This is a genomic window from Bacillus cereus group sp. N6, assembly GCF_016483705.1.
In the GTDB taxonomy this organism is placed as follows: domain Bacteria; phylum Bacillota; class Bacilli; order Bacillales; family Bacillaceae_G; genus Bacillus_A; species Bacillus_A wiedmannii.
Window position 1 is genome coordinate 67,191 of sequence record NZ_JAEHBI010000022.1, and the last position, 18,101, is coordinate 85,291.

The window sequence follows — 18,101 nt, forward strand, 5'->3', positions numbered from 1 at the left end:
AGTAAGTCGATATATCTTAAAAATCGCTGATAAAAATTTCATTCACTGAAATGCTCTACGTATTTGTAATTTGAAAACCACCCTTTTTAATGTTTATCATCTTTCTCTTTCACAGCAGAAAGTACAGTTTGTTTTACCCATGATTTTCTTCGTTTATGTTGTAGACTCCATTGGTATAAACTTTGCGCACCTAAAATAAGTGAAATGACTATGCCGCTAATTGCTATTAAAAGCGCGAAAAATTCAAGTGGCGACGAGATTTTGTTTGAATCGGTGTTTCTTAAAAGATCAATCATAGTAAACCCTAACATTTGGCCTACTACAGAGTAGAGCGTTAAAATTAATAATAAAAGACTATCTTTTTTAGAAGCGACATTTTCTTGATATTTAAACAAACTATCAAGATTTTGTTTTGCATTCGAGTATAGTACTTCAATGTTAAATAGATTTCTTAAGCGGAAGAAAATATCTTCACTCTGTGATTGGGATACTAACTCTAAAGAGAAGTAATTTGCTGTAAATGAATTGATTGAATAAATTAATTGCTCTATTTCATTTGTATCTTGTTCAATGTTTAGTTCAGCATAAGCGTTGGCCATCTTTAATAAAACAACTTTATGAAATAAGTTTAATAATAAAGCGTAATAAAACTCCCCGTACATTTGACTAGCAAGTTTAGCGATTGCTTGCTCATCTTCATTTGTTATACATGTAAAAATATGTTCTTCCATAACAAAGTAGCGATTAGGAGCCCATCTTTGATAAGAATGTTTTATTAAATAATCTTGAATATAAGGAACATTATTTGCGCTAATATACGGCTTACCATCGTCTGTTAATCCGGAAAGGCTGGAAGTACGATAAACATCCACTTCATTCAGGTCCATATCTTCTTTTATAGATAATAACGTTTGTACATACATTCTTTGGTCTTCAAAGAAAGGAAAGGTTTGAAAGTAAGAGCTCCGCAATCTCTTTTTCTCAAAGAAGTCTGTTACACCATGAAATAAATCACCGAATATAAGTTTTTCCACTTGTGAGTATTGTTTTCCGTTACATTCAATACAAATAGTCTCGTTTGTATCATTTTTAGTTTCGAGTACACGGAAGCGGGCGGCGAATTCGATTGCTTCTGATAATGTCATGTTTGGAGCGGTTTCTACTTCTGTCCGAATTGTTAAGAAGCCAAGCTCATAAGGGCAAAGAGTTACATCAATAGAATGAATCTTGAATGGAACAGAAATCAAATTTGTTGTTAAATGTCCAGTTAAGTTAAGGTCTTTAGAATAGCGTTGTAATCCTTTTTGATGCTCTGAGTGAGGAAATAGAATTTTATTTGTAAATGAAAGATAGTATGCTTCCATATTTTGATGTGAAACTTGAAACTTTCCGTAGTATGTATTTTCATTTTCAAGATGATCGAGTCGAAAAGGGCGGAAATCATTTTTCTGTAAGAAAGGGAACATATTTTGTTCATATCCAGTTTTAAAAGAAAACGGGAATATAAATTGAAATATAGCTGTTGTTACATCTTTTTCCTCGATTGTTTGTATTGCCTCCATTTACATTGTTTCCTTTCCATATATGCTATAAAAACAACATACCCAAATTTATTTGAAAATAACCACTGTTTTATACTCGATTAAGAATGAAAATTCAGCTTATTTAGTAGGGGACATGTATAATGTTATGTATATTAAATGTTATAAAATTGTATTTTGAAAAGGGGGATGTTGTATGCGTATTTTAGTATTAGGAGCTGGTGGCGTCGGAGGCTTTTTTGGAGGTCGATTAGTCGAAAAAGGAGAAGATGTTACGTTTCTTGTCCGCAGTAAAAGAAAACAACAATTAGAGGAAAAGGGACTTGTTATTCGTAGTGTTAACGGGGATTTTTCCTTCCAACCGAAATTAATAACGAAAGAAGATCAAACTTCTCCGTTTGACGTTATTTTATTTTCAACAAAAGCGTATCACTTAAACGAGGCGATTCAAGATTTGAAGCCGTTTGTAGGTGAAAATACTGTCATCATTCCATTGTTAAATGGTATTGCTCATTTATCACTATTACAAAAGGAATTCGGCGTGGAAAAAGTAATTGGCGGTTTATGCTTTATCGAGACGACGTTAAACGATCAAGGAGAGATTGTACAACCGAGTGTTGCCAACAGAATTGTATTTGGAGAAATGAAGTCTCAAGATTCAGAGAGAATAAAGCATATTTCTAAAGCATTTGCAGGTACGAAATCTAGTTTTGTTTTAAGTGAAAATATTATGCAAGATATGTGGCATAAATATTTATTTATTACTGTAATGTCGGGTGTGACGACATTAATGCGTGCACCGATAGGACCGATTCGCGAAAGTGAAGGTGGACGCGATTTTATCCAAAACTTATTTGAAGAATGTGTGCAAATCATGAGATCTATGAAAGCTCCAGTTAAGGATGGAATTGCCCAAGAACATATGAAAACAATTGATAAAATTTCGTATGATATGAAGTCATCGATGCAGCGTGATATGGAAAAAGGTTCGTTCGTTGAAGGCGAGCACTTACAAGGATACTTACTAGATGTAGCGGAACAATTTTCTATAGAAGCACCATTATTAGGGGCAGTATATCAAAATTTGAAAGTGTATGAAGAAATGACCTTTAACAGATCAGCAATACAATTGGATGTATGAAAAAATAAAAAAGAAAGCAATATATAAGTGTATTGCTTTCTTTTTTATGACAAATTATTTATTTCTTTTCGTTCTATCTGTCAAATTTATTTCCTGTTCACGTTTACCGTATAATTGATTAATTTCATTTGCTAATGCATCTAAATAGGAATCGGAAAAAATAGGCTTCTTTTCTTTAGACATATGAGTCTCCTTTATCGATTTTTTAGTATTCATTATGTATATTTACCAGCGGATTATGCGCAATCATTTAAATTTTTTCTTTTTAAAAATTTTTGTTTACATTTTGAAAATAAAGGAGTATTATAATCCACAGTTTCAATTTTCTAAATCGCTGAAACCGCATGGTGCGGGGGACCCGTTCTTATGGATTAGTACTTAATCCAATGGGGTGAATCCTTGAAAAAGGTAGGGCTACTCATAGGCCCGAATCCGACAGCTAACCTCGTAAGCGTTATATTGAGAAGGAAGGTGGAGCTTGTGCGACAAAAAAAATAATGTCTACAAGTCTATTTCGTTATGGCTTGTAGACATTTTTTGTTTTCTGAAGAAATCGTTTACCCGCTGTAACTAGCAGAAAAGTTCGTACAAAATTATTGGAGAGTGGACAGCAGTGGTTTCATCAATCAAAAGGTTTTTAATTGGAAGGCCGTTAAAATCAACTGAGTTAGGAGAGCAAAAACTTAATAAAACGAAGGCGTTAGCTATTTTATCTTCTGACGCATTGTCATCGGTCGCATACGGACCAGAGCAAATATTAATCGCACTAGCAGGCCTAGGAGCAGTAGCTTATTGGTATTCTATTCCTATCGCTGTTGGGGTATTAGTATTATTGACAGCCCTTATTTTATCTTATCGACAAATTATTTTTGCTTATCCGCACGGTGGGGGCGCATACGTAGTATCAAAAGAAAATTTAGGGATGAATCCAGGGCTAATAGCTGGAGGATCTTTATTAGTCGATTATATTTTAACTGTTGCAGTAAGTGTATCAGCAGGTACAGATGCGCTTACATCAGCTTTCCCTAGTTTGCATGCACATAATGTAATCATTGCGATTATATTTGTTATATTGATTACTATTTTAAATTTAAGAGGGGTAACGGAATCAGCTTCCGTTTTAGCATATCCTGTTTATTTATTCGTTTTAGCACTCTTTATATTAATTGGTGTAGGTATTTATAATATTATAACTGGTCAAGTTTCACCGACATTACATTCACCGATTGGAACACCAGTTGCAGGAATTAGTTTGTTTTTACTGTTACGAGCATTTGCTTCAGGAAGCTCTGCTTTAACGGGTGTTGAGGCAATATCTAACGCAATTCCAAACTTTAAGGATCCTGCACCTAACAATGCAGCGAAAACATTGCTCGCAATGGGTGCATTACTTGCAGTTTTATTTTCAGGAATTGTTTTCTTAGCTTATTATTACGGAATTAATCCAAGTAAGGAAGTAACAGTTGTTTCACAAATTGCTGAACAAACTTTTGGACGTAATTTCATGTACTATTTTATACAGGGTACAACTGCTTTAATATTAATTCTTGCTGCTAACACAGGGTATTCTGCATTCCCGCTATTAGCAGTTAACCTTGCAAAAGACAAATTCATACCGAGAATGTTTACGATTAGAGGAGACCGCCTAGGTTACTCAAACGGTATTATTATACTTGGAATTGCTTCGATTATTTTAATTGTAGCTTTCCAAGGGCAAACAGAACATTTAATTCCGTTATATGCAGTAGGCGTATTTATTCCGTTTACACTCTCTCAAACGGGGATGGTATTAAAATGGCTTCGTGAAAAACCTGAAGGATGGGCTTTGAGATTAACGGTCAATTTAATTGGTGCAGTCATTAGTTTTATTGTAATGAGTATGTTCTTTTTAACTAAGTTCGCACAAGTTTGGTCAATCCTTATTTTCTTACCTGCCATCATCTTCTTGTTCCATAGAATTAAGAAGCATTACGATGCAGTGGGTGATCAATTAAGTTTAAAAACTTGTGAGCCACTTGTTCCAATTGAGGGAAATGTAATTGTTGTTCCTGTAGCTGGTATGACGCATGTAGTAGAAAATTCATTGAACTATGCGAAGGCTCTTTCAGCAGATCAAGTTATTGCTGTATATGTTGCTTTTGACAGAGAAGAGGAAAAGAAATTTGAAGAGAAATGGAAGAAGTGGCAACCTGAAGTAAGGCTTGTTACCTTACATTCTCATTATAGAAGTATTATTCAGCCACTAACAAAGTTTATTGATACAGTACAATATAAAGCGAGTGAGTCAAATTACCGAGTTACTGTAGTTATACCGCAGTTCATTCCGAAAAAAGGTTGGCATAACATTCTTCATAATCAGTCTAGTTTACTCATTCGTGCGTATTTACTCTATAAAAGAAATGTTGTTATTACGACAGTTCCATATCATTTGAAAAAGTAAGAAGATTTTTTAAGGATAGCTTTACGAAAGTGAAGCTATCCTTTTTGTGTATACACTATGCATAATTGCATATGGGTCTGAAAGATATATCAATATAATTTTTGTATCTATGAATAAGTAGAGGTTTTTGTTGTGATATATGGATATTTCAATTGGAAAAGTGAAGTGGATTATATTTTGAAATAAGGACAGGAAAGCTTGAAAATAAAGGGAATGAAAATACTTCTTTACGTTATATAAATAGCTGTGTTTAAATGACCTTACAGTACAAAACTTACATGAAAACAAAACGGAATTTCATATTTACGTACGTTATTTAGTTTAAAATGAATAATATTTTTATGTAATATATTCACTGTGTGAATAATATTGTATAAAATAGAAATTTTATACAATATTATTCATACTAATCACATATGAAATGTTTTATAACAATAAGTAAGTACTGTAGCAATAAAAGTTGGGAGAGGTGGTTCGTACATGGATCGCGGTGAGAACGTTCTCTATTTTAACCATCTCAAACTATATGCAAGAAAATAGAATAATAAAATGCGATAGTAATAGTTGCTAATACATAGGAGGAGCTAAAGTGAAAAAGACTTTAATTACAGGGTTATTGGTTACAGCAGTATCTACGAGTTGTTTTATTCCTGTAAGCGCTTACGCTAAGGAAGGGCAAACAGAAGTGAAAACAGTATATGCACAAAATGTAATTGCTCCAAATACATTATCCAATTCAATTAGAATGTTAGGATCACAGTCACCGCTTATACAAGCATATGGACTAGTGATTTTACAGCAGCCAGACATTAAGGTGAATGCGATGAGTAGTTTGACGAATCATCAAAAGTTTGCAAAGGCAAATGTAAGAGAGTGGATTGATGAATATAATCCGAAGCTAATCGACTTAAATCAAGAGATGATGAGATATAGTACTAGATTTAATAGTTATTATAGTAAGCTCTATGAACTAGCAGGAAACGTCAATGAAGATGAACAGGCAAAAGCAGATTTTACAAATGCATATGGAAAATTACAATTGCAAGTACAAAGCATCCAAGAGAGTATGGAGCAAGATTTATTAGAGTTAAATCGATTTAAAACGGTATTAGACAAAGATAGTAGCAACTTATCACTTAAAGCTGATGAAGCAATAAAAACACTGCAAGGATCAAGTGGAGATATTGTGAAATTAAGAGAAGATATTAAAAGAATTCAAGGAGAAATCCAAGCGGAATTAACGACTATTTTGAATAGACCTCAAGAAATTATTAAAGGTTCTATTAATATCGGTAAACAAGTATTTACAATTACAAATCAAACTGCGCAAACGAAAACAATTGATTTCGTTTCTATCGGTACTTTAAGTAATGAAATTGTAAATGCTGCAGATAGCCAAACGAGAGAAGCGGCTCTTCGTATTCAGCAAAAGCAAAAAGAGCTATTACCACTTATTCAAAAGTTATCACAAACTGAAGCAGAGGCGACTCAAATTACATTCGTTGAAGATCAAGTAAGTAGCTTTACAGAACTAATTAATCGCCAAATTTCAACTTTAGAAACGCTAATAACGGATTGGAAAGTTTTAAACAATAATATGATCCAAATTCAAAAGAATGTTGAAGAAGGCACATATACAGATAGTAGTTTACTTCAAAAACATTTCAATCAAATTAAAAAAGTAAGTGATGAAATGAATAAACAAACGAATCAATTTGAAGATTACGTTACAAACGTTGAAGTACATTAAAAATAAGTAACGATATAGGGAGAGAAGAAAAATGACAAAAAAACCTTATAAAGTAATGGCTCTATCAGCACTTATGGCAGTATTTGCAGCAGGAAATATCATGCCAGCTCATACGTATGCAGCTGAAAGTACAGTGAAACAAGCTCCAATTCATGCGGTAGCAAAAGCTTATAATGACTATGAAGAATACTCATTAGGACCAGAAGGCCTAAAAGATGCAATGGAAAGAACAGGTTCAAACGCTTTAGTAATGGATCTGTACGCTTTAACAATTATTAAACAAGGGAATGTTAACTTTGGTAATGTATCCTCTGTTGATACGGCTCTAAAAGGGAAAGTAATTCAGCACCAGGATACAGCTAGAGGAAATGCGAAACAATGGTTAGATGTATTAAAGCCGCAGCTTATTTCAACGAATCAAAATATCATTAACTACAATACGAAATTCCAAAACTATTATGATACGTTAGTTGCTGCGGTGGATTCGAAGGATAAAGCGACTCTTACGAAAGGGTTAACTAGATTATCAAGTAGTATTAATGAAAATAAAGCGCAAGTAGATCAGTTAGTAGAAGACTTAAAAAAATTCCGAAACAAAATGACGTCCGATACGCAAAACTTTAAAGGTGATGCAAATCAAATTACATCTATATTAGCTAGTCAAGATGCTGGAATTCCGCTTCTGCAAAATCAAATTACAACGTACAATGAAGCAATTAGTAAATATAATGCAATTATTATCGGTTCATCTGTTGCAACAGCACTAGGACCAATTGCAATTATCGGTGGTGCAGTAGTTATTGCTACAGGTGCAGGAACGCCGCTAGGAGTCGCATTAATTGCAGGTGGTGCCGCAGCTGTAGGCGGTGGTACAGCTGGAATCGTATTAGCGAAGAAAGAACTTGATAATGCACAAGCTGAAATTCAAAAAATAACAGGACAAGTTACAACTGCTCAATTAGAAGTAGCTGGGTTAACGAACATTAAAACACAAACGGAGTATTTAACAAATACAATTGATACTGCAATTACAGCGTTGCAAAACATTTCAAACCAATGGTACACAATGGGATCAAAATACAATTCTTTACTTCAAAATGTAGATTCAATTAGTCCAAACGACCTTGTTTTCATTAAAGAAGATTTAAACATTGCGAAAGATAGCTGGAAAAACATTAAAGACTATGCAGAAAAGATTTATGCTGAAGATATTAAAGTAGTAGATACGAAAAAAGCATAATCGGATACGAATCGTTAGAGCGTTAAGTATTGATGAGTGATTTGAAGCTCCTGTTCAGTTGTGAGCAGGAGCTTTTTATACCCTTATAAAGAAGATAGGTGAAAAGTATGCAGAAACGATTTTATAAAAAATGTCTTTTAACGTTAATGATTGCTGGAGTGGCAACGAGTAACGCATTTCCTTTACATCCTTTTGCAGCAGAACAAAACGTAAAAACATTGCAAGAAAGTGCGGAAAATTATTCGCTAGGGCCAGCTGGATTCCAAGATGTTATGGCGCAAACGACATCGAGCATATTTGCAATGGATTCATATGCAAAATTAATTCAAAATCAGCAAGAGACTGATTTGAGTAAAATAAGTTCCATTAATAGTGAGTTTAAAGGAAATATGATTCAGCACCAAAGAGATGCAAAAATTAACGCAGCGTATTGGTTAAATTATATGAAGCCTCAAATTATGAAAACAGATCAAAATATTATTAATTACAATAATACTTTTCAAGCGTATTATAATAGCATGCTAGTAGCGATTGAACAAAAGGATAGTGGAAAATTAAAAGCGGATTTAGAAAAGTTGTATGCGGATATTGTAAAGAATCAAAATGAGGTAGATGTATTATTAGGGGATTTGAAAGCTTTTCGCGATAGAATGGCGAAAGACACAAATAGTTTTAAAGAGGATACAAATCAATTAACAGCAATTTTAGCAAGTACGAATGCTGGCATTCCAGCTCTAGAGCAACAAATAAATACATATAACGATTCAATCAAAAAGAGTAATGATATGGTCATTGCTGGTGGCGTACTTTGCGTAGCACTAATAACATGTCTTGCTGGCGGACCGATGATTGCGATTGCGAAAAAAGATATCGCAAATGCAGAAAGAGAAATCTCCAATTTAAAAGATAGAATTTCTGGCGCACAAGCTGAAGTGGCAATATTGACAGATGTAAAAAATAAAACAACAAATATGACTGAAACAATTGATGCAGCAATTACAGCATTGCAAAATATATCAAATCAATGGTATACAGTAGGGGCAAAGTATAATAATTTACTGCAAAACGTAAAAGGAATCAGCCCTGAAGAATTTACCTTCATAAAAGAAGATTTACATACAGCGAAAGATAGCTGGAAAGATGTAAAAGATTATACAGAAAAATTACATGAAGGCGTGGCGAAGTAAACAGTGGACTAGTTCTGCTGTTTATTTTTTATCCTGTTTTTTGTGAGAGGTGGACTTGTTATTTAATATATAAATTTGCTGTGTTTTTTTATTAATGTAGCTTTGGGGTAATGTTTAATCAAATCGATACTAATAACCTAGATATATTTCTGATCAAGCTTTTTATATTTAATGTTTTAATGAAAAAAGCTATACTGTAAGTAAAATTAAAAATTGGAAAGGAAATACTAGAACATGGAAAATTATCTATTATTTATTCTTACAGCAATGCTAATCATAATAATGCCTGGTCCTGGTTTTGCACTAGTTACAAAAAACACTATCTCGCATGGTAAAAATGGTGGGATAAAGACTGTTTTAGGAACGATATCTGGAATGATGATTCATACAATAATGGCTACGCTAGGACTCTCTGCCATCCTAATGAAATTTGCTATGTTATTTACATTTATAAAATATGCTGGGGCTTTTTATTTAATTTACTTAGCTGTAAAGTCAATTAAAAGTGCCTTACATAAAAAAGAAGATATGTCAGGTTCAGTAGAAATGTTCTCTAAGGATATTGGGGCAATTAAAAGCTTTAGACAAGGATTTACTACGGCAATTTTAAACCCAAAAACCGCTGTGTTTTTCCTTAGTTTTTTACCCCAATTTATTGTAAGTAATCAAAATCATTTCCTACAATTTCTATTATTAGGAGTCACATTTACGACTTTGACAGCAATATGGTATTTACTTTATATCTCACTCATACGTCAATTAAGAACTTTTTTAAGAAAAGAAAGAGTGAACCGTACAATAGAGGGTATTACAGGCGCGGTATTATTAGTATTTGGAGTTAGGTTGTTTTTCCAAAAATAAATATGTAAATGAAAAGAGAAATAAATAATGGTGGTTATTTATTTCTCTTTTCATTTATTCTAAAGCTACTATTTTATAATTGATTTCACACCTTCATACTAATTTTATATACATATCTAACTTGAGCCTCAAAAATGAGTTCCTTAATCACTTGATATAGTTTGCTGTATAAGAAAAAATCAAGGTAGTTTAGATACTTTAAGCAAAATTGATACTTCATCTTTTCTCTTAACTAAGCAATTTAATTTTTATGTATTATAACTTAAGGGCTGAGGAACAAATTTTTCTTCAACTACTAACTCGCTAATAAAATTTTGGATATTTTCCAAAAATGTTTACTGTAATGGGATATAAGGAGAACATATATTAGTCATGGTATTTCCTTTTTTAGTTTAATTGTGATGCAGTGGGCCCCCCTATATAAAAGAAACCGCAGTTTACATCCAAACTGCGGTATTTCGACGTACAAGGAATTTCATAAATCATTAGTCACTGTCTAAATTGTACTCCTCATTTATCAATATCTGTTTCTATTTTTTTACTTTGCAAAAGAACTAAGTCTAATTTCTTATAGAATGAAACCAAGGCAATTGTTTAATATATGTATCGCTATTACATATGCAATGGATCTTTTAGAAATAAGATAAGCCACAGTAAGTATCACCGAGCCAGGTAAATAAATAGCAATATCCGAAAGCTGGTTTGTATGAAGAAGTGTAAAAATAATGATCGAAATGATAGATGCAATAGCAGTACCAATATGATAAGAAAAACGATTTATTAATATGTGACGAAACACAATTTCTTCAAGTATTGGTCCCAGAATACCAAATATAAGCAATGTAAATATAATAGGTACCTCTGCACCCGTTTCAAGAAGCTGTTCTTGGTTCTCTGGCTGACCAGTTGCTAGAAAACGCATAATAGACTGTTCCACAATTACCGTAAATAAAACCACCATAGGAATACTTACTATTTTCAAAATTGTCTTCTCTTTAAAATAAGTAAAACTTTGAATGATTTCTTTCCTAAAGAAAATTATTCCTATAATAGCAGGTACAGTATAACCGATGGCACTAAGAACAAATTCTGATTCAACTAAATTGACATTAGCTAAAAGTGATATGCCAAATAATATGTACAAGCCAATTTGAAATGGTACAAACAGTGTAAAGATTATTAGCATAGTAAGTTCTTTTTTATTCATTTTTATAAAGTTCATTTTATTATCCTCCTAATTAAATTACCTACAATCTTTGAATTTTCTTTCTGCATTAAGTTCTCCTTCTAAATATATTTATATAAGATTCCAAACCGGACGGTTCGGTCCGAAAACTAATGATACTATAAGTTTCTAGTTTTGTTAATCCTTTTTACAAAGTATTAACAAAATCAAAATGACAAAAATACAAAATACTTATATGTGAGTTTCTTATTTACAATTAAATTTCAGTACTCATTAATTATTAACGATTTCCTTTTTAAAGAATGAAGTGATAAGGCTTTTAACCGCAAGGAATGCGGTAGATATCCTAATATATGAAGTGAAAGTGGGGGTAGTTCAAACACTTTAGCTAAACATATTAATAGAGATTATATATAATAATCATATGTCTATACACTAAAATATATATTTTTACATCTTCTACGATTTTAGGTAAAATTAGTTGAATAAAATGACTGAATTAAACAATTGGTCATGTTGTTTTTGGCAGAAAATTCACTCTGATTATATGGGTAATACAATTTGATTAACCTCTTTTCAAACTGTATTGTTTGAGGTTTCCATAAGATATGTCTGTTCCAAATTTATTTATACTTACAAAAAAATTAAGAAAATAGAGGTAAACATTACCTGGAATATTAAGATCGTTTTTATTAGGAGGATTACAAAGCATGACTAAAGTTGATAAGGTAAAAGAAAAAATTATTGAAACATCTTTATATTTATTTAATACAAATGGGATAACTCGCACATCCATCCAGGATATAATGACAGCTACTGAACTACCTAAAGGATCTATTTATCGTAGATTCAAAAATAAAGAAGAAATTGTCCTTGCTGCCTACGACAAAAGTGGTGAGATTATGTGGAGTCATTTTCATAAAGCAATGGAAAATAAAAAGACAGCAATCGATAAAATCCTTGCAATATTCCTTGTATATCAAGATGCAGCTAATAATCCTCCTATTGCTGGAGGTTGTCCATTACTTAATAGTGCAATTGAAAGTACTGGAGTATTTCCAGAATTACAAAAAGCAGCAGCAGAAGGTTATGACGATACAGTAATGTTAATGGCTTCTCTCATAAAAGAAGGAATAGAGAAACAAGAACTTAAAGAAGATATAGACATTATATCACTTGCTTCTTTTCTTGCATCTTCAATGGAGGGAGCTATTATGGCAAGTCGAGTATCTAACGATAATATACACCATCATTATTTTATTGAACAAATAAAACATCATCTTTTCACTTATTCTAAATAAGTGAAAACTTGCATTGTTTTTATCCAATTTTTATAGACTTAAATTGAATAAATACCCCTCATAAACAGTATTTTCTGTTTATGAGGGGTATTTGAATAGTTATTAGTAAAGGTAACTTTTTAGACGATGTTTCATGTTTCTTATTGAAAGGCTTTGTTATCGTTACTACAGAAAAAGCAAAAAAGAATGAATTACATATAAATCGATTTATATGTTTCAAGTGTATCTATGTTGAGGTTGTAAATATATACAATAAAGTTTCATTTTAAATACTAAGTGTAGTAGAAGTTCAGTTAGATAAAATTCGGTAGTCGAAATTTCTTGCATAAAGCTGTATAATGCTTGTAACGAAAAGGAAATACAGGAAAGGATATGTAATGAGTTACTATGGATAAAGATAAACAACAATTAAGCGTTGAAGTTGCAAGATTATATTATCAGTCAGATTATAGTCAGCAGGAAATTGCTAATAAATTAAATATTTCAAGGCCGACTATTTCTAGATTATTAAAGTACGCGAAAGAAAAAGGATTTGTTCAAATTAGCATAGCCGATCCATTTGCTGATTTAGATAACGTTGGAAATTTACTGAAAGAAAAGTACAACTTGTTAGAGGCACATGTCGTATTTTCTCCAGTGCCAGAATATGCAACGATTACAGAGTATATTAGTAAATATGCAGCTGAGTATATGGAAAAGACGGTTAAAACTGGTGATATCGTTGGTGTAAGCTGGGGAATGACGATGTATGAAATCGCTAGAAAAATTGTACCACAACATGTAAAAGGTGTAGAAGTTGTTCAGTTAAAAGGTGGTATTAGTCATTCGAGTGTAAATACATATGCGAATGAAACGATTGCTTTATTTGCAGATGCTTTTCAAACGACACCAAGAAATCTACCCCTTCCAGTTATATTTGATAATGCAGTGACAAAAGAATTAGTAGAGCAGGATCGACATATTCATCACATTATCGAAATGGGGAAACAAGCGAATGTTGCAATTTTCACTGTAGGAACAGTGAGAGACGAAGCACTATTATTCCGATTAGGTTATTTCGATAAGGATGAAACGAATTTGCTCAAAAAACAATCGGTCGGTGACATTTGTTCACGTTTCTTTGATGGAGACGGAAAGATTAGTAGCGAAGAGATTAATCAGCGTACAATTGGAATTGAGTTAGAAGAACTGAAATTAAAGAAACGTTCTATTTTAGTTGCTGGTGGTAATAGAAAAATAAAAGCAATTGATGGTGCGTTACGTGGCGGGTATGCAAATGTATTAATTATCGATCAGCATACAGCAAAAGAATTGTTACATTATCAAAAAGGTTAGAAATAAAAGGCTTTCTCAAGATGTTAATTTTGAGAAAGCCTTTTATTTTGTTATGTATGAATTATGGGAGTGTTTTTTGAATACAAATTGCCTTTTTAAAAATAATTATGGATATTGAGATACATACTACCATTGTTAATATAAAAGTTTTGATTTTAAATATGAATTGTTTCTTAGTTAGAATGCGCTTTATTTACTACAAGAAAATGCCTTTTTGAAAAGAATGAACAAAATTTCAAAAGTGTATTTACATTTGTTCAACTAAGAGTTAGAATGAAGTTGTTAAAAGATATGAGGAGTGAAGATAATGAATATTGCAAAGTTAATTGACCATACAATTTTAAAAGCTAATACTACTAAAGAAGATGTTATGAAAGTAATCGAAGAAGCAAAGGAATATAAATTCGCTTCTGTTTGTATTAATCCTACATGGGTGAAGCTAGCTGCTGAAGAATTAGCTGGACATGATGTAGATGTTTGTACTGTAATCGGTTTCCCATTAGGAGCAAGCACTACTGAAACAAAAGCATTTGAAACAAAAGATGCTATCGCAAAAGGTGCAACTGAAGTTGATATGGTAATCAACGTAGGTGCTTTAAAAGACGGCGATAACGAGTTCGTTGAAAAAGATATTTATGAAGTAGTACAAGCAGCAAAAGGAAAAGCTCTTGTAAAAGTAATCATTGAAACTTGCCTATTAACAGATGAAGAGAAAGTACGCGCTTGTGAATTATCAGTAAAAGCTGGTGCTGACTTCGTAAAAACTTCAACTGGATTCTCAACTGGCGGAGCAACTGCTGAAGACATCGCATTAATGCGCAAAACAGTTGGACCAAACGTTGGTGTAAAAGCATCTGGTGGCGTTCGTACACGTGAAGATGCAGACAAAATGGTAGCTGCTGGAGCTTCTCGCGTTGGAGCAAGTGCTAGTGTTGCAATCGTATTAAATGATGCAAAAGGTGCTACAGATAACTACTAATCATTAATGAAATCAAAAGCAATAGATACACAAAGTAAAGTGTATCTATTGCTTTAATAATTGAAAAAAATGTAAGCGGATACGAATGGGAGGAGACGGCTTATGAAATATTTAATCGGTATTTTTGGCCTCGTATTGATTTTAGGTATCGCTTGGCTTGCTAGTAATGATAGAAAGAAAGTCAAATATCGCCCAATCATAACGATGGTTATATTACAATTCATTTTGGGGTTTTTATTATTAAATACAAGTGTAGGGAATATATTAATTAGCGGAATAGCAGATGGTTTTGGAGAGCTATTAAAATATGCCGCTGACGGTGTGAATTTCGTATTTGGTGGATTAGTAAATCAAAAAGAGTTTTCGTTCTTTTTAAGTGTATTAATGCCAATCGTATTTATTTCAGCTTTAATAGGTATTTTGCAACACATTAAAGTATTACCTATTATTGTGAAATCTATTGGTCTAGCATTAAGTAAAGTAAATGGAATGGGGAAACTAGAATCATATAACGCTGTTGCTTCTGCGATTTTAGGACAATCTGAAGTGTTTATTTCAGTTAAGAAACAACTAGGATTATTGCCAGAGAAAAGAATGTATACATTATGTGCATCTGCAATGTCTACCGTTTCAATGTCTATCGTTGGATCATATATGGTGTTATTAAAACCACAATATGTTGTAACCGCTTTAGTGCTTAACTTATTCGGTGGTTTTATTATCGCTTCTATCATTAACCCTTATGAAGTTACTGAAGAAGAAGATATGTTAGAAGTACAAGAAGAAGAGAAAAAGACTTTCTTTGAAGTATTAGGGGAATACATTATAGATGGATTTAAAGTTGCAATTACAGTAGCAGCTATGTTAGTCGGTTTCGTTGCTTTAATCGCATTCATTAATGCAGTATTTAAAGGTGTAATCGGTATTTCATTCCAAGAAATTCTTGGTTATGTATTTGCACCATTTGCATTTATTATGGGTGTACCTTGGCATGAAGCAGTTAATGCCGGAAATATTATGGCAACAAAATTAGTATCAAATGAATTTGTCGCTATGACAGATTTAGCACAAGGAAACTTTAATTTCTCAGATAGAACGACAGCGATTATATCTGTATTCTTAGTTTCATTTGCAAACTTCTCTTCAATTGGAATTATTGCAGGGGCAGTTAAGAGCTTAAATGAAAAGCAAGGGAATGTAGTCGCAAGATTTGGTTTGAAATTACTTTTCGGTGCAACATTAGTAAGTTTCTTATCAGCAACAATCGTAGGCTTATTATTTTAACAGATTCATATCATATAAAAAGGAATGGTGATTGTAATGAGAATGGTAGATATTATTGCGAAAAAACGTGACGGCAAAGAATTAACGACTGAAGAAATCAAATTCTTTATTAATGGATATACAGACGGAAGTATTCCTGATTATCAAGTGAGTGCACTTGCAATGGCAATCTTCTTTAAAGATATGACAGATCGCGAACGTGCAGATTTAACGATGGCGATGGTTGAGTCTGGAGAAACGATCGATTTATCAGCAATTGAAGGAATTAAAGTAGACAAACATTCAACTGGCGGTGTTGGTGATACGACAACATTAGTATTAGGACCATTAGTAGCTGCTTTAGATGTACCAGTAGCAAAAATGTCTGGTCGTGGTTTAGGACATACAGGCGGAACAATTGATAAATTAGAAGCGGTAGAAGGATTCCACGTTGAAATTACGAAAGAGCAGTTCATTGATATTGTAAACCGTGACAAAGTAGCTGTTATTGGACAAACTGGAAACTTAACACCTGCAGATAAAAAGATTTATGCATTACGTGATGTAACAGGAACAGTAAACTCAATTCCTTTAATCGCGAGTTCAATTATGAGTAAAAAAATTGCAGCTGGTGCTGACGCAATCGTACTTGATGTAAAAACAGGTGCTGGCGCATTTATGAAAACAGAAGAAGATGCAAAAGAATTAGCACATGCAATGGTGCGTATCGGAAATAATGTAGGACGTCAAACGATGGCTGTTATTTCAGATATGTCACAACCGCTTGGATTTGCAATTGGTAACGCTCTAGAAGTGAAAGAAGCGATTGATACGTTAAAAGGTGAAGGTCCAGAAGATTTAACGGAATTAGTACTTGTATTAGGAAGTCAAATGGTCGTACTTGCGAAAAAAGCAAATACGTTAGAAGAAGCTCGTGAAATGCTAATTGAAGTTATGAAAAACGGAAAAGCAACTGAGAAGTTTAAAGAGTTCTTAAGCAATCAAGGCGGAGATAGTTCAATTGTAGACAATCCAGAAAAAATGCCACAGGCGAAGTATGTAATTGATGTACCTGCAAAAACTTCAGGTGTTATTTCTAACATTGTTGCAGATGAAATTGGTATCGCAGCTATGCTACTTGGTGCTGGCCGTGCGACAAAAGAAGATGAAATCGATTTAGCAGTAGGATTAATGTTACGTAAAAAAGTTGGCGATGCAGTAAAAGAAGGCGAGCCATTCGTAACGATCTATGCAAATCGTGAAAATGTAGAAGATGTAAAAGCAAAAATTTATGAAAATATTTCTATTGCTGAAACAGCAGTGGCTCCTAAATTAGTTCATACAGTTATTACTGACTAATCATAATTACACATACTTTAAGGGGGAAATAATATGGATAAGAAAAAATATATCGAAGAAGCAAATAAGATGTTAGCAAAAGCATATATTCCGTATTCGAAATTTCCTGTTGGCGCAGCATTAGTTACGAAAGAAGGTAAAATCTATACTGGTTGTAATATAGAAAATGCTTCTTACGGTTTATGTAACTGTGCAGAAAGAACAGCGATCTTTAAAGCAGTATCAGAAGGGGAGCGCGACTTTAGTTACTTAGTTATTACAGGCGAAACGGACGGACCGATATCACCATGTGGTGCTTGTAGACAAGTAATTGCTGAATTCTGTGAACCGAAAATGCCAGTTTTACTAACGAATGTAAAAGGTGATGAAAAAGAAGTGACTGTTGAGCAATTACTTCCAGGTGCTTTCTCGATAGAAGATTTAAAATAAGTTGAAAAGTCATTTGAAGTGACCCCTAAAAGTTAGACACGGTTATTTCATTAGGCAGCTTGATAAAAGTGAGTCCGGTATTGCACCGG

Annotated in this window: 15 protein-coding genes and 1 riboswitch; of the genes, 12 read left to right on the plus strand and 3 right to left on the minus strand. The window is 33.0% G+C overall.

Annotated features, from left to right (window positions below; all coding sequences use genetic code 11):
* Positions 1 to 86: 86 nt before the first annotated feature.
* Positions 87 to 1,562 carry a hypothetical protein gene (locus JDS99_RS16665; protein ID WP_199695392.1) on the minus strand — a complete coding sequence of 492 codons (1,476 nt, stop codon included), beginning with the start codon at positions 1,560 to 1,562 and terminating at the stop codon, positions 87 to 89.
* 175 nt (positions 1,563 to 1,737) lie between these two features.
* Between JDS99_RS16665 and panE the strand changes: the two genes are divergently transcribed.
* The gene (gene panE, locus JDS99_RS16670; RefSeq protein ID WP_199695393.1) at positions 1,738 to 2,682 is read left to right on the plus strand and encodes a 2-dehydropantoate 2-reductase; all 945 of its coding nucleotides are present in this window, start codon (positions 1,738 to 1,740) and stop codon (positions 2,680 to 2,682) included.
* A gap of 54 nt (positions 2,683 to 2,736) precedes the next feature.
* Here panE and JDS99_RS32385 read toward each other — a convergent pair whose 3' ends face one another.
* Positions 2,737 to 2,865: a hypothetical protein gene (locus tag JDS99_RS32385; protein WP_000031869.1), complete on the minus strand. Its 129-nt coding sequence runs from the start codon at positions 2,863 to 2,865 to the stop codon at positions 2,737 to 2,739.
* A gap of 139 nt (positions 2,866 to 3,004) precedes the next feature.
* A riboswitch (cyclic di-AMP (ydaO/yuaA leader) is annotated at positions 3,005 to 3,151 on the plus strand.
* A 144-nt stretch (positions 3,152 to 3,295) separates the two neighbouring features.
* Between JDS99_RS32385 and JDS99_RS16675 the strand changes: the two genes are divergently transcribed.
* The 5 genes from JDS99_RS16675 to JDS99_RS16695 all read left to right on the plus strand — a co-directional run bounded on the left by JDS99_RS16675 (position 3,296) and on the right by JDS99_RS16695 (position 10,160).
* Positions 3,296 to 5,122: an APC family permease gene (locus JDS99_RS16675; protein ID WP_088082839.1), complete on the plus strand. Its 1,827-nt coding sequence runs from the start codon at positions 3,296 to 3,298 to the stop codon at positions 5,120 to 5,122.
* Positions 5,123 to 5,711: 589 nt separating this feature from the next.
* Complete coding sequence (gene nheA / locus JDS99_RS16680; protein WP_199695394.1) at positions 5,712 to 6,872, plus strand: non-hemolytic enterotoxin NHE subunit A; 1,161 nt, start codon at positions 5,712 to 5,714, stop codon at positions 6,870 to 6,872.
* A 31-nt stretch (positions 6,873 to 6,903) separates the two neighbouring features.
* Positions 6,904 to 8,112 (plus strand): non-hemolytic enterotoxin NHE subunit B, encoded by a 1,209-nt coding sequence (gene nheB, locus JDS99_RS16685; RefSeq protein WP_087982994.1) that lies wholly within the window; start codon positions 6,904 to 6,906, stop codon positions 8,110 to 8,112.
* A gap of 107 nt (positions 8,113 to 8,219) precedes the next feature.
* The gene (gene nheC / locus JDS99_RS16690) at positions 8,220 to 9,299 is read left to right on the plus strand and encodes a non-hemolytic enterotoxin NHE subunit C (RefSeq protein WP_061673168.1); all 1,080 of its coding nucleotides are present in this window, start codon (positions 8,220 to 8,222) and stop codon (positions 9,297 to 9,299) included.
* 234 nt (positions 9,300 to 9,533) lie between these two features.
* A complete protein-coding gene (locus JDS99_RS16695; protein WP_199695395.1) occupies positions 9,534 to 10,160 on the plus strand; it encodes a LysE family translocator in 627 nt (208 codons plus the stop codon).
* Positions 10,161 to 10,728: 568 nt separating this feature from the next.
* Here JDS99_RS16695 and JDS99_RS16700 read toward each other — a convergent pair.
* Positions 10,729 to 11,382 carry a CPBP family intramembrane glutamic endopeptidase gene (locus tag JDS99_RS16700; RefSeq protein ID WP_199695396.1) on the minus strand — a complete coding sequence of 218 codons (654 nt, stop codon included), beginning with the start codon at positions 11,380 to 11,382 and terminating at the stop codon, positions 10,729 to 10,731.
* Between the two features lie 674 nt (positions 11,383 to 12,056).
* Here JDS99_RS16700 and JDS99_RS16705 point away from each other — a divergent pair.
* From JDS99_RS16705 to JDS99_RS16730, 6 genes are all read left to right on the plus strand, one after another.
* Positions 12,057 to 12,647 carry a TetR/AcrR family transcriptional regulator gene (locus JDS99_RS16705; RefSeq protein WP_098856664.1) on the plus strand — a complete coding sequence of 197 codons (591 nt, stop codon included), beginning with the start codon at positions 12,057 to 12,059 and terminating at the stop codon, positions 12,645 to 12,647.
* Positions 12,648 to 13,034: 387 nt separating this feature from the next.
* Positions 13,035 to 13,982, plus strand: a complete 948-nt coding sequence (locus tag JDS99_RS16710) for a sugar-binding transcriptional regulator (RefSeq protein ID WP_000356574.1) — start codon at positions 13,035 to 13,037, stop codon at positions 13,980 to 13,982.
* Between the two features lie 307 nt (positions 13,983 to 14,289).
* Positions 14,290 to 14,961, plus strand: coding sequence for a deoxyribose-phosphate aldolase (gene deoC / locus JDS99_RS16715; protein ID WP_001017444.1), 672 nt, complete (start codon positions 14,290 to 14,292; stop codon positions 14,959 to 14,961).
* A gap of 102 nt (positions 14,962 to 15,063) precedes the next feature.
* The gene (locus JDS99_RS16720; RefSeq protein ID WP_000876170.1) at positions 15,064 to 16,245 is read left to right on the plus strand and encodes a NupC/NupG family nucleoside CNT transporter; all 1,182 of its coding nucleotides are present in this window, start codon (positions 15,064 to 15,066) and stop codon (positions 16,243 to 16,245) included.
* 36 nt (positions 16,246 to 16,281) lie between these two features.
* Positions 16,282 to 17,583: a pyrimidine-nucleoside phosphorylase gene (locus JDS99_RS16725; protein ID WP_001983022.1), complete on the plus strand. Its 1,302-nt coding sequence runs from the start codon at positions 16,282 to 16,284 to the stop codon at positions 17,581 to 17,583.
* A gap of 33 nt (positions 17,584 to 17,616) precedes the next feature.
* On the plus strand, positions 17,617 to 18,012 hold the full coding sequence (locus JDS99_RS16730) for a cytidine deaminase (protein ID WP_000358522.1): 396 nt from the start codon (positions 17,617 to 17,619) through the stop codon (positions 18,010 to 18,012).
* The last annotated feature ends 89 nt before the right edge of the window (positions 18,013 to 18,101 follow it).

What these genes read in the sequence shown, in the direction of transcription:
- JDS99_RS32385 (WP_000031869.1), bottom strand. Translation starts at nt 2,865, where the DNA reads ATGTCTAAAGAAAAGAAGCCTATTTTTTCCGATTCCTATTTAGATGCA.
- deoC (WP_001017444.1), top strand. Translation starts at nt 14,290, where the DNA reads ATGAATATTGCAAAGTTAATTGACCATACAATTTTAAAAGCTAATACT.
- JDS99_RS16665 (WP_199695392.1), bottom strand. Translation starts at nt 1,562, where the DNA reads ATGGAGGCAATACAAACAATCGAGGAAAAAGATGTAACAACAGCTATA.
- nheC (WP_061673168.1), top strand. Translation starts at nt 8,220, where the DNA reads ATGCAGAAACGATTTTATAAAAAATGTCTTTTAACGTTAATGATTGCT.
- nheB (WP_087982994.1), top strand. Translation starts at nt 6,904, where the DNA reads ATGACAAAAAAACCTTATAAAGTAATGGCTCTATCAGCACTTATGGCA.
- panE (WP_199695393.1), top strand. Translation starts at nt 1,738, where the DNA reads ATGCGTATTTTAGTATTAGGAGCTGGTGGCGTCGGAGGCTTTTTTGGA.
- JDS99_RS16695 (WP_199695395.1), top strand. Translation starts at nt 9,534, where the DNA reads ATGGAAAATTATCTATTATTTATTCTTACAGCAATGCTAATCATAATA.
- JDS99_RS16725 (WP_001983022.1), top strand. Translation starts at nt 16,282, where the DNA reads ATGAGAATGGTAGATATTATTGCGAAAAAACGTGACGGCAAAGAATTA.
- JDS99_RS16705 (WP_098856664.1), top strand. Translation starts at nt 12,057, where the DNA reads ATGACTAAAGTTGATAAGGTAAAAGAAAAAATTATTGAAACATCTTTA.
- JDS99_RS16720 (WP_000876170.1), top strand. Translation starts at nt 15,064, where the DNA reads ATGAAATATTTAATCGGTATTTTTGGCCTCGTATTGATTTTAGGTATC.
- JDS99_RS16710 (WP_000356574.1), top strand. Translation starts at nt 13,035, where the DNA reads ATGGATAAAGATAAACAACAATTAAGCGTTGAAGTTGCAAGATTATAT.
- JDS99_RS16730 (WP_000358522.1), top strand. Translation starts at nt 17,617, where the DNA reads ATGGATAAGAAAAAATATATCGAAGAAGCAAATAAGATGTTAGCAAAA.
- JDS99_RS16700 (WP_199695396.1), bottom strand. Translation starts at nt 11,382, where the DNA reads ATGAACTTTATAAAAATGAATAAAAAAGAACTTACTATGCTAATAATC.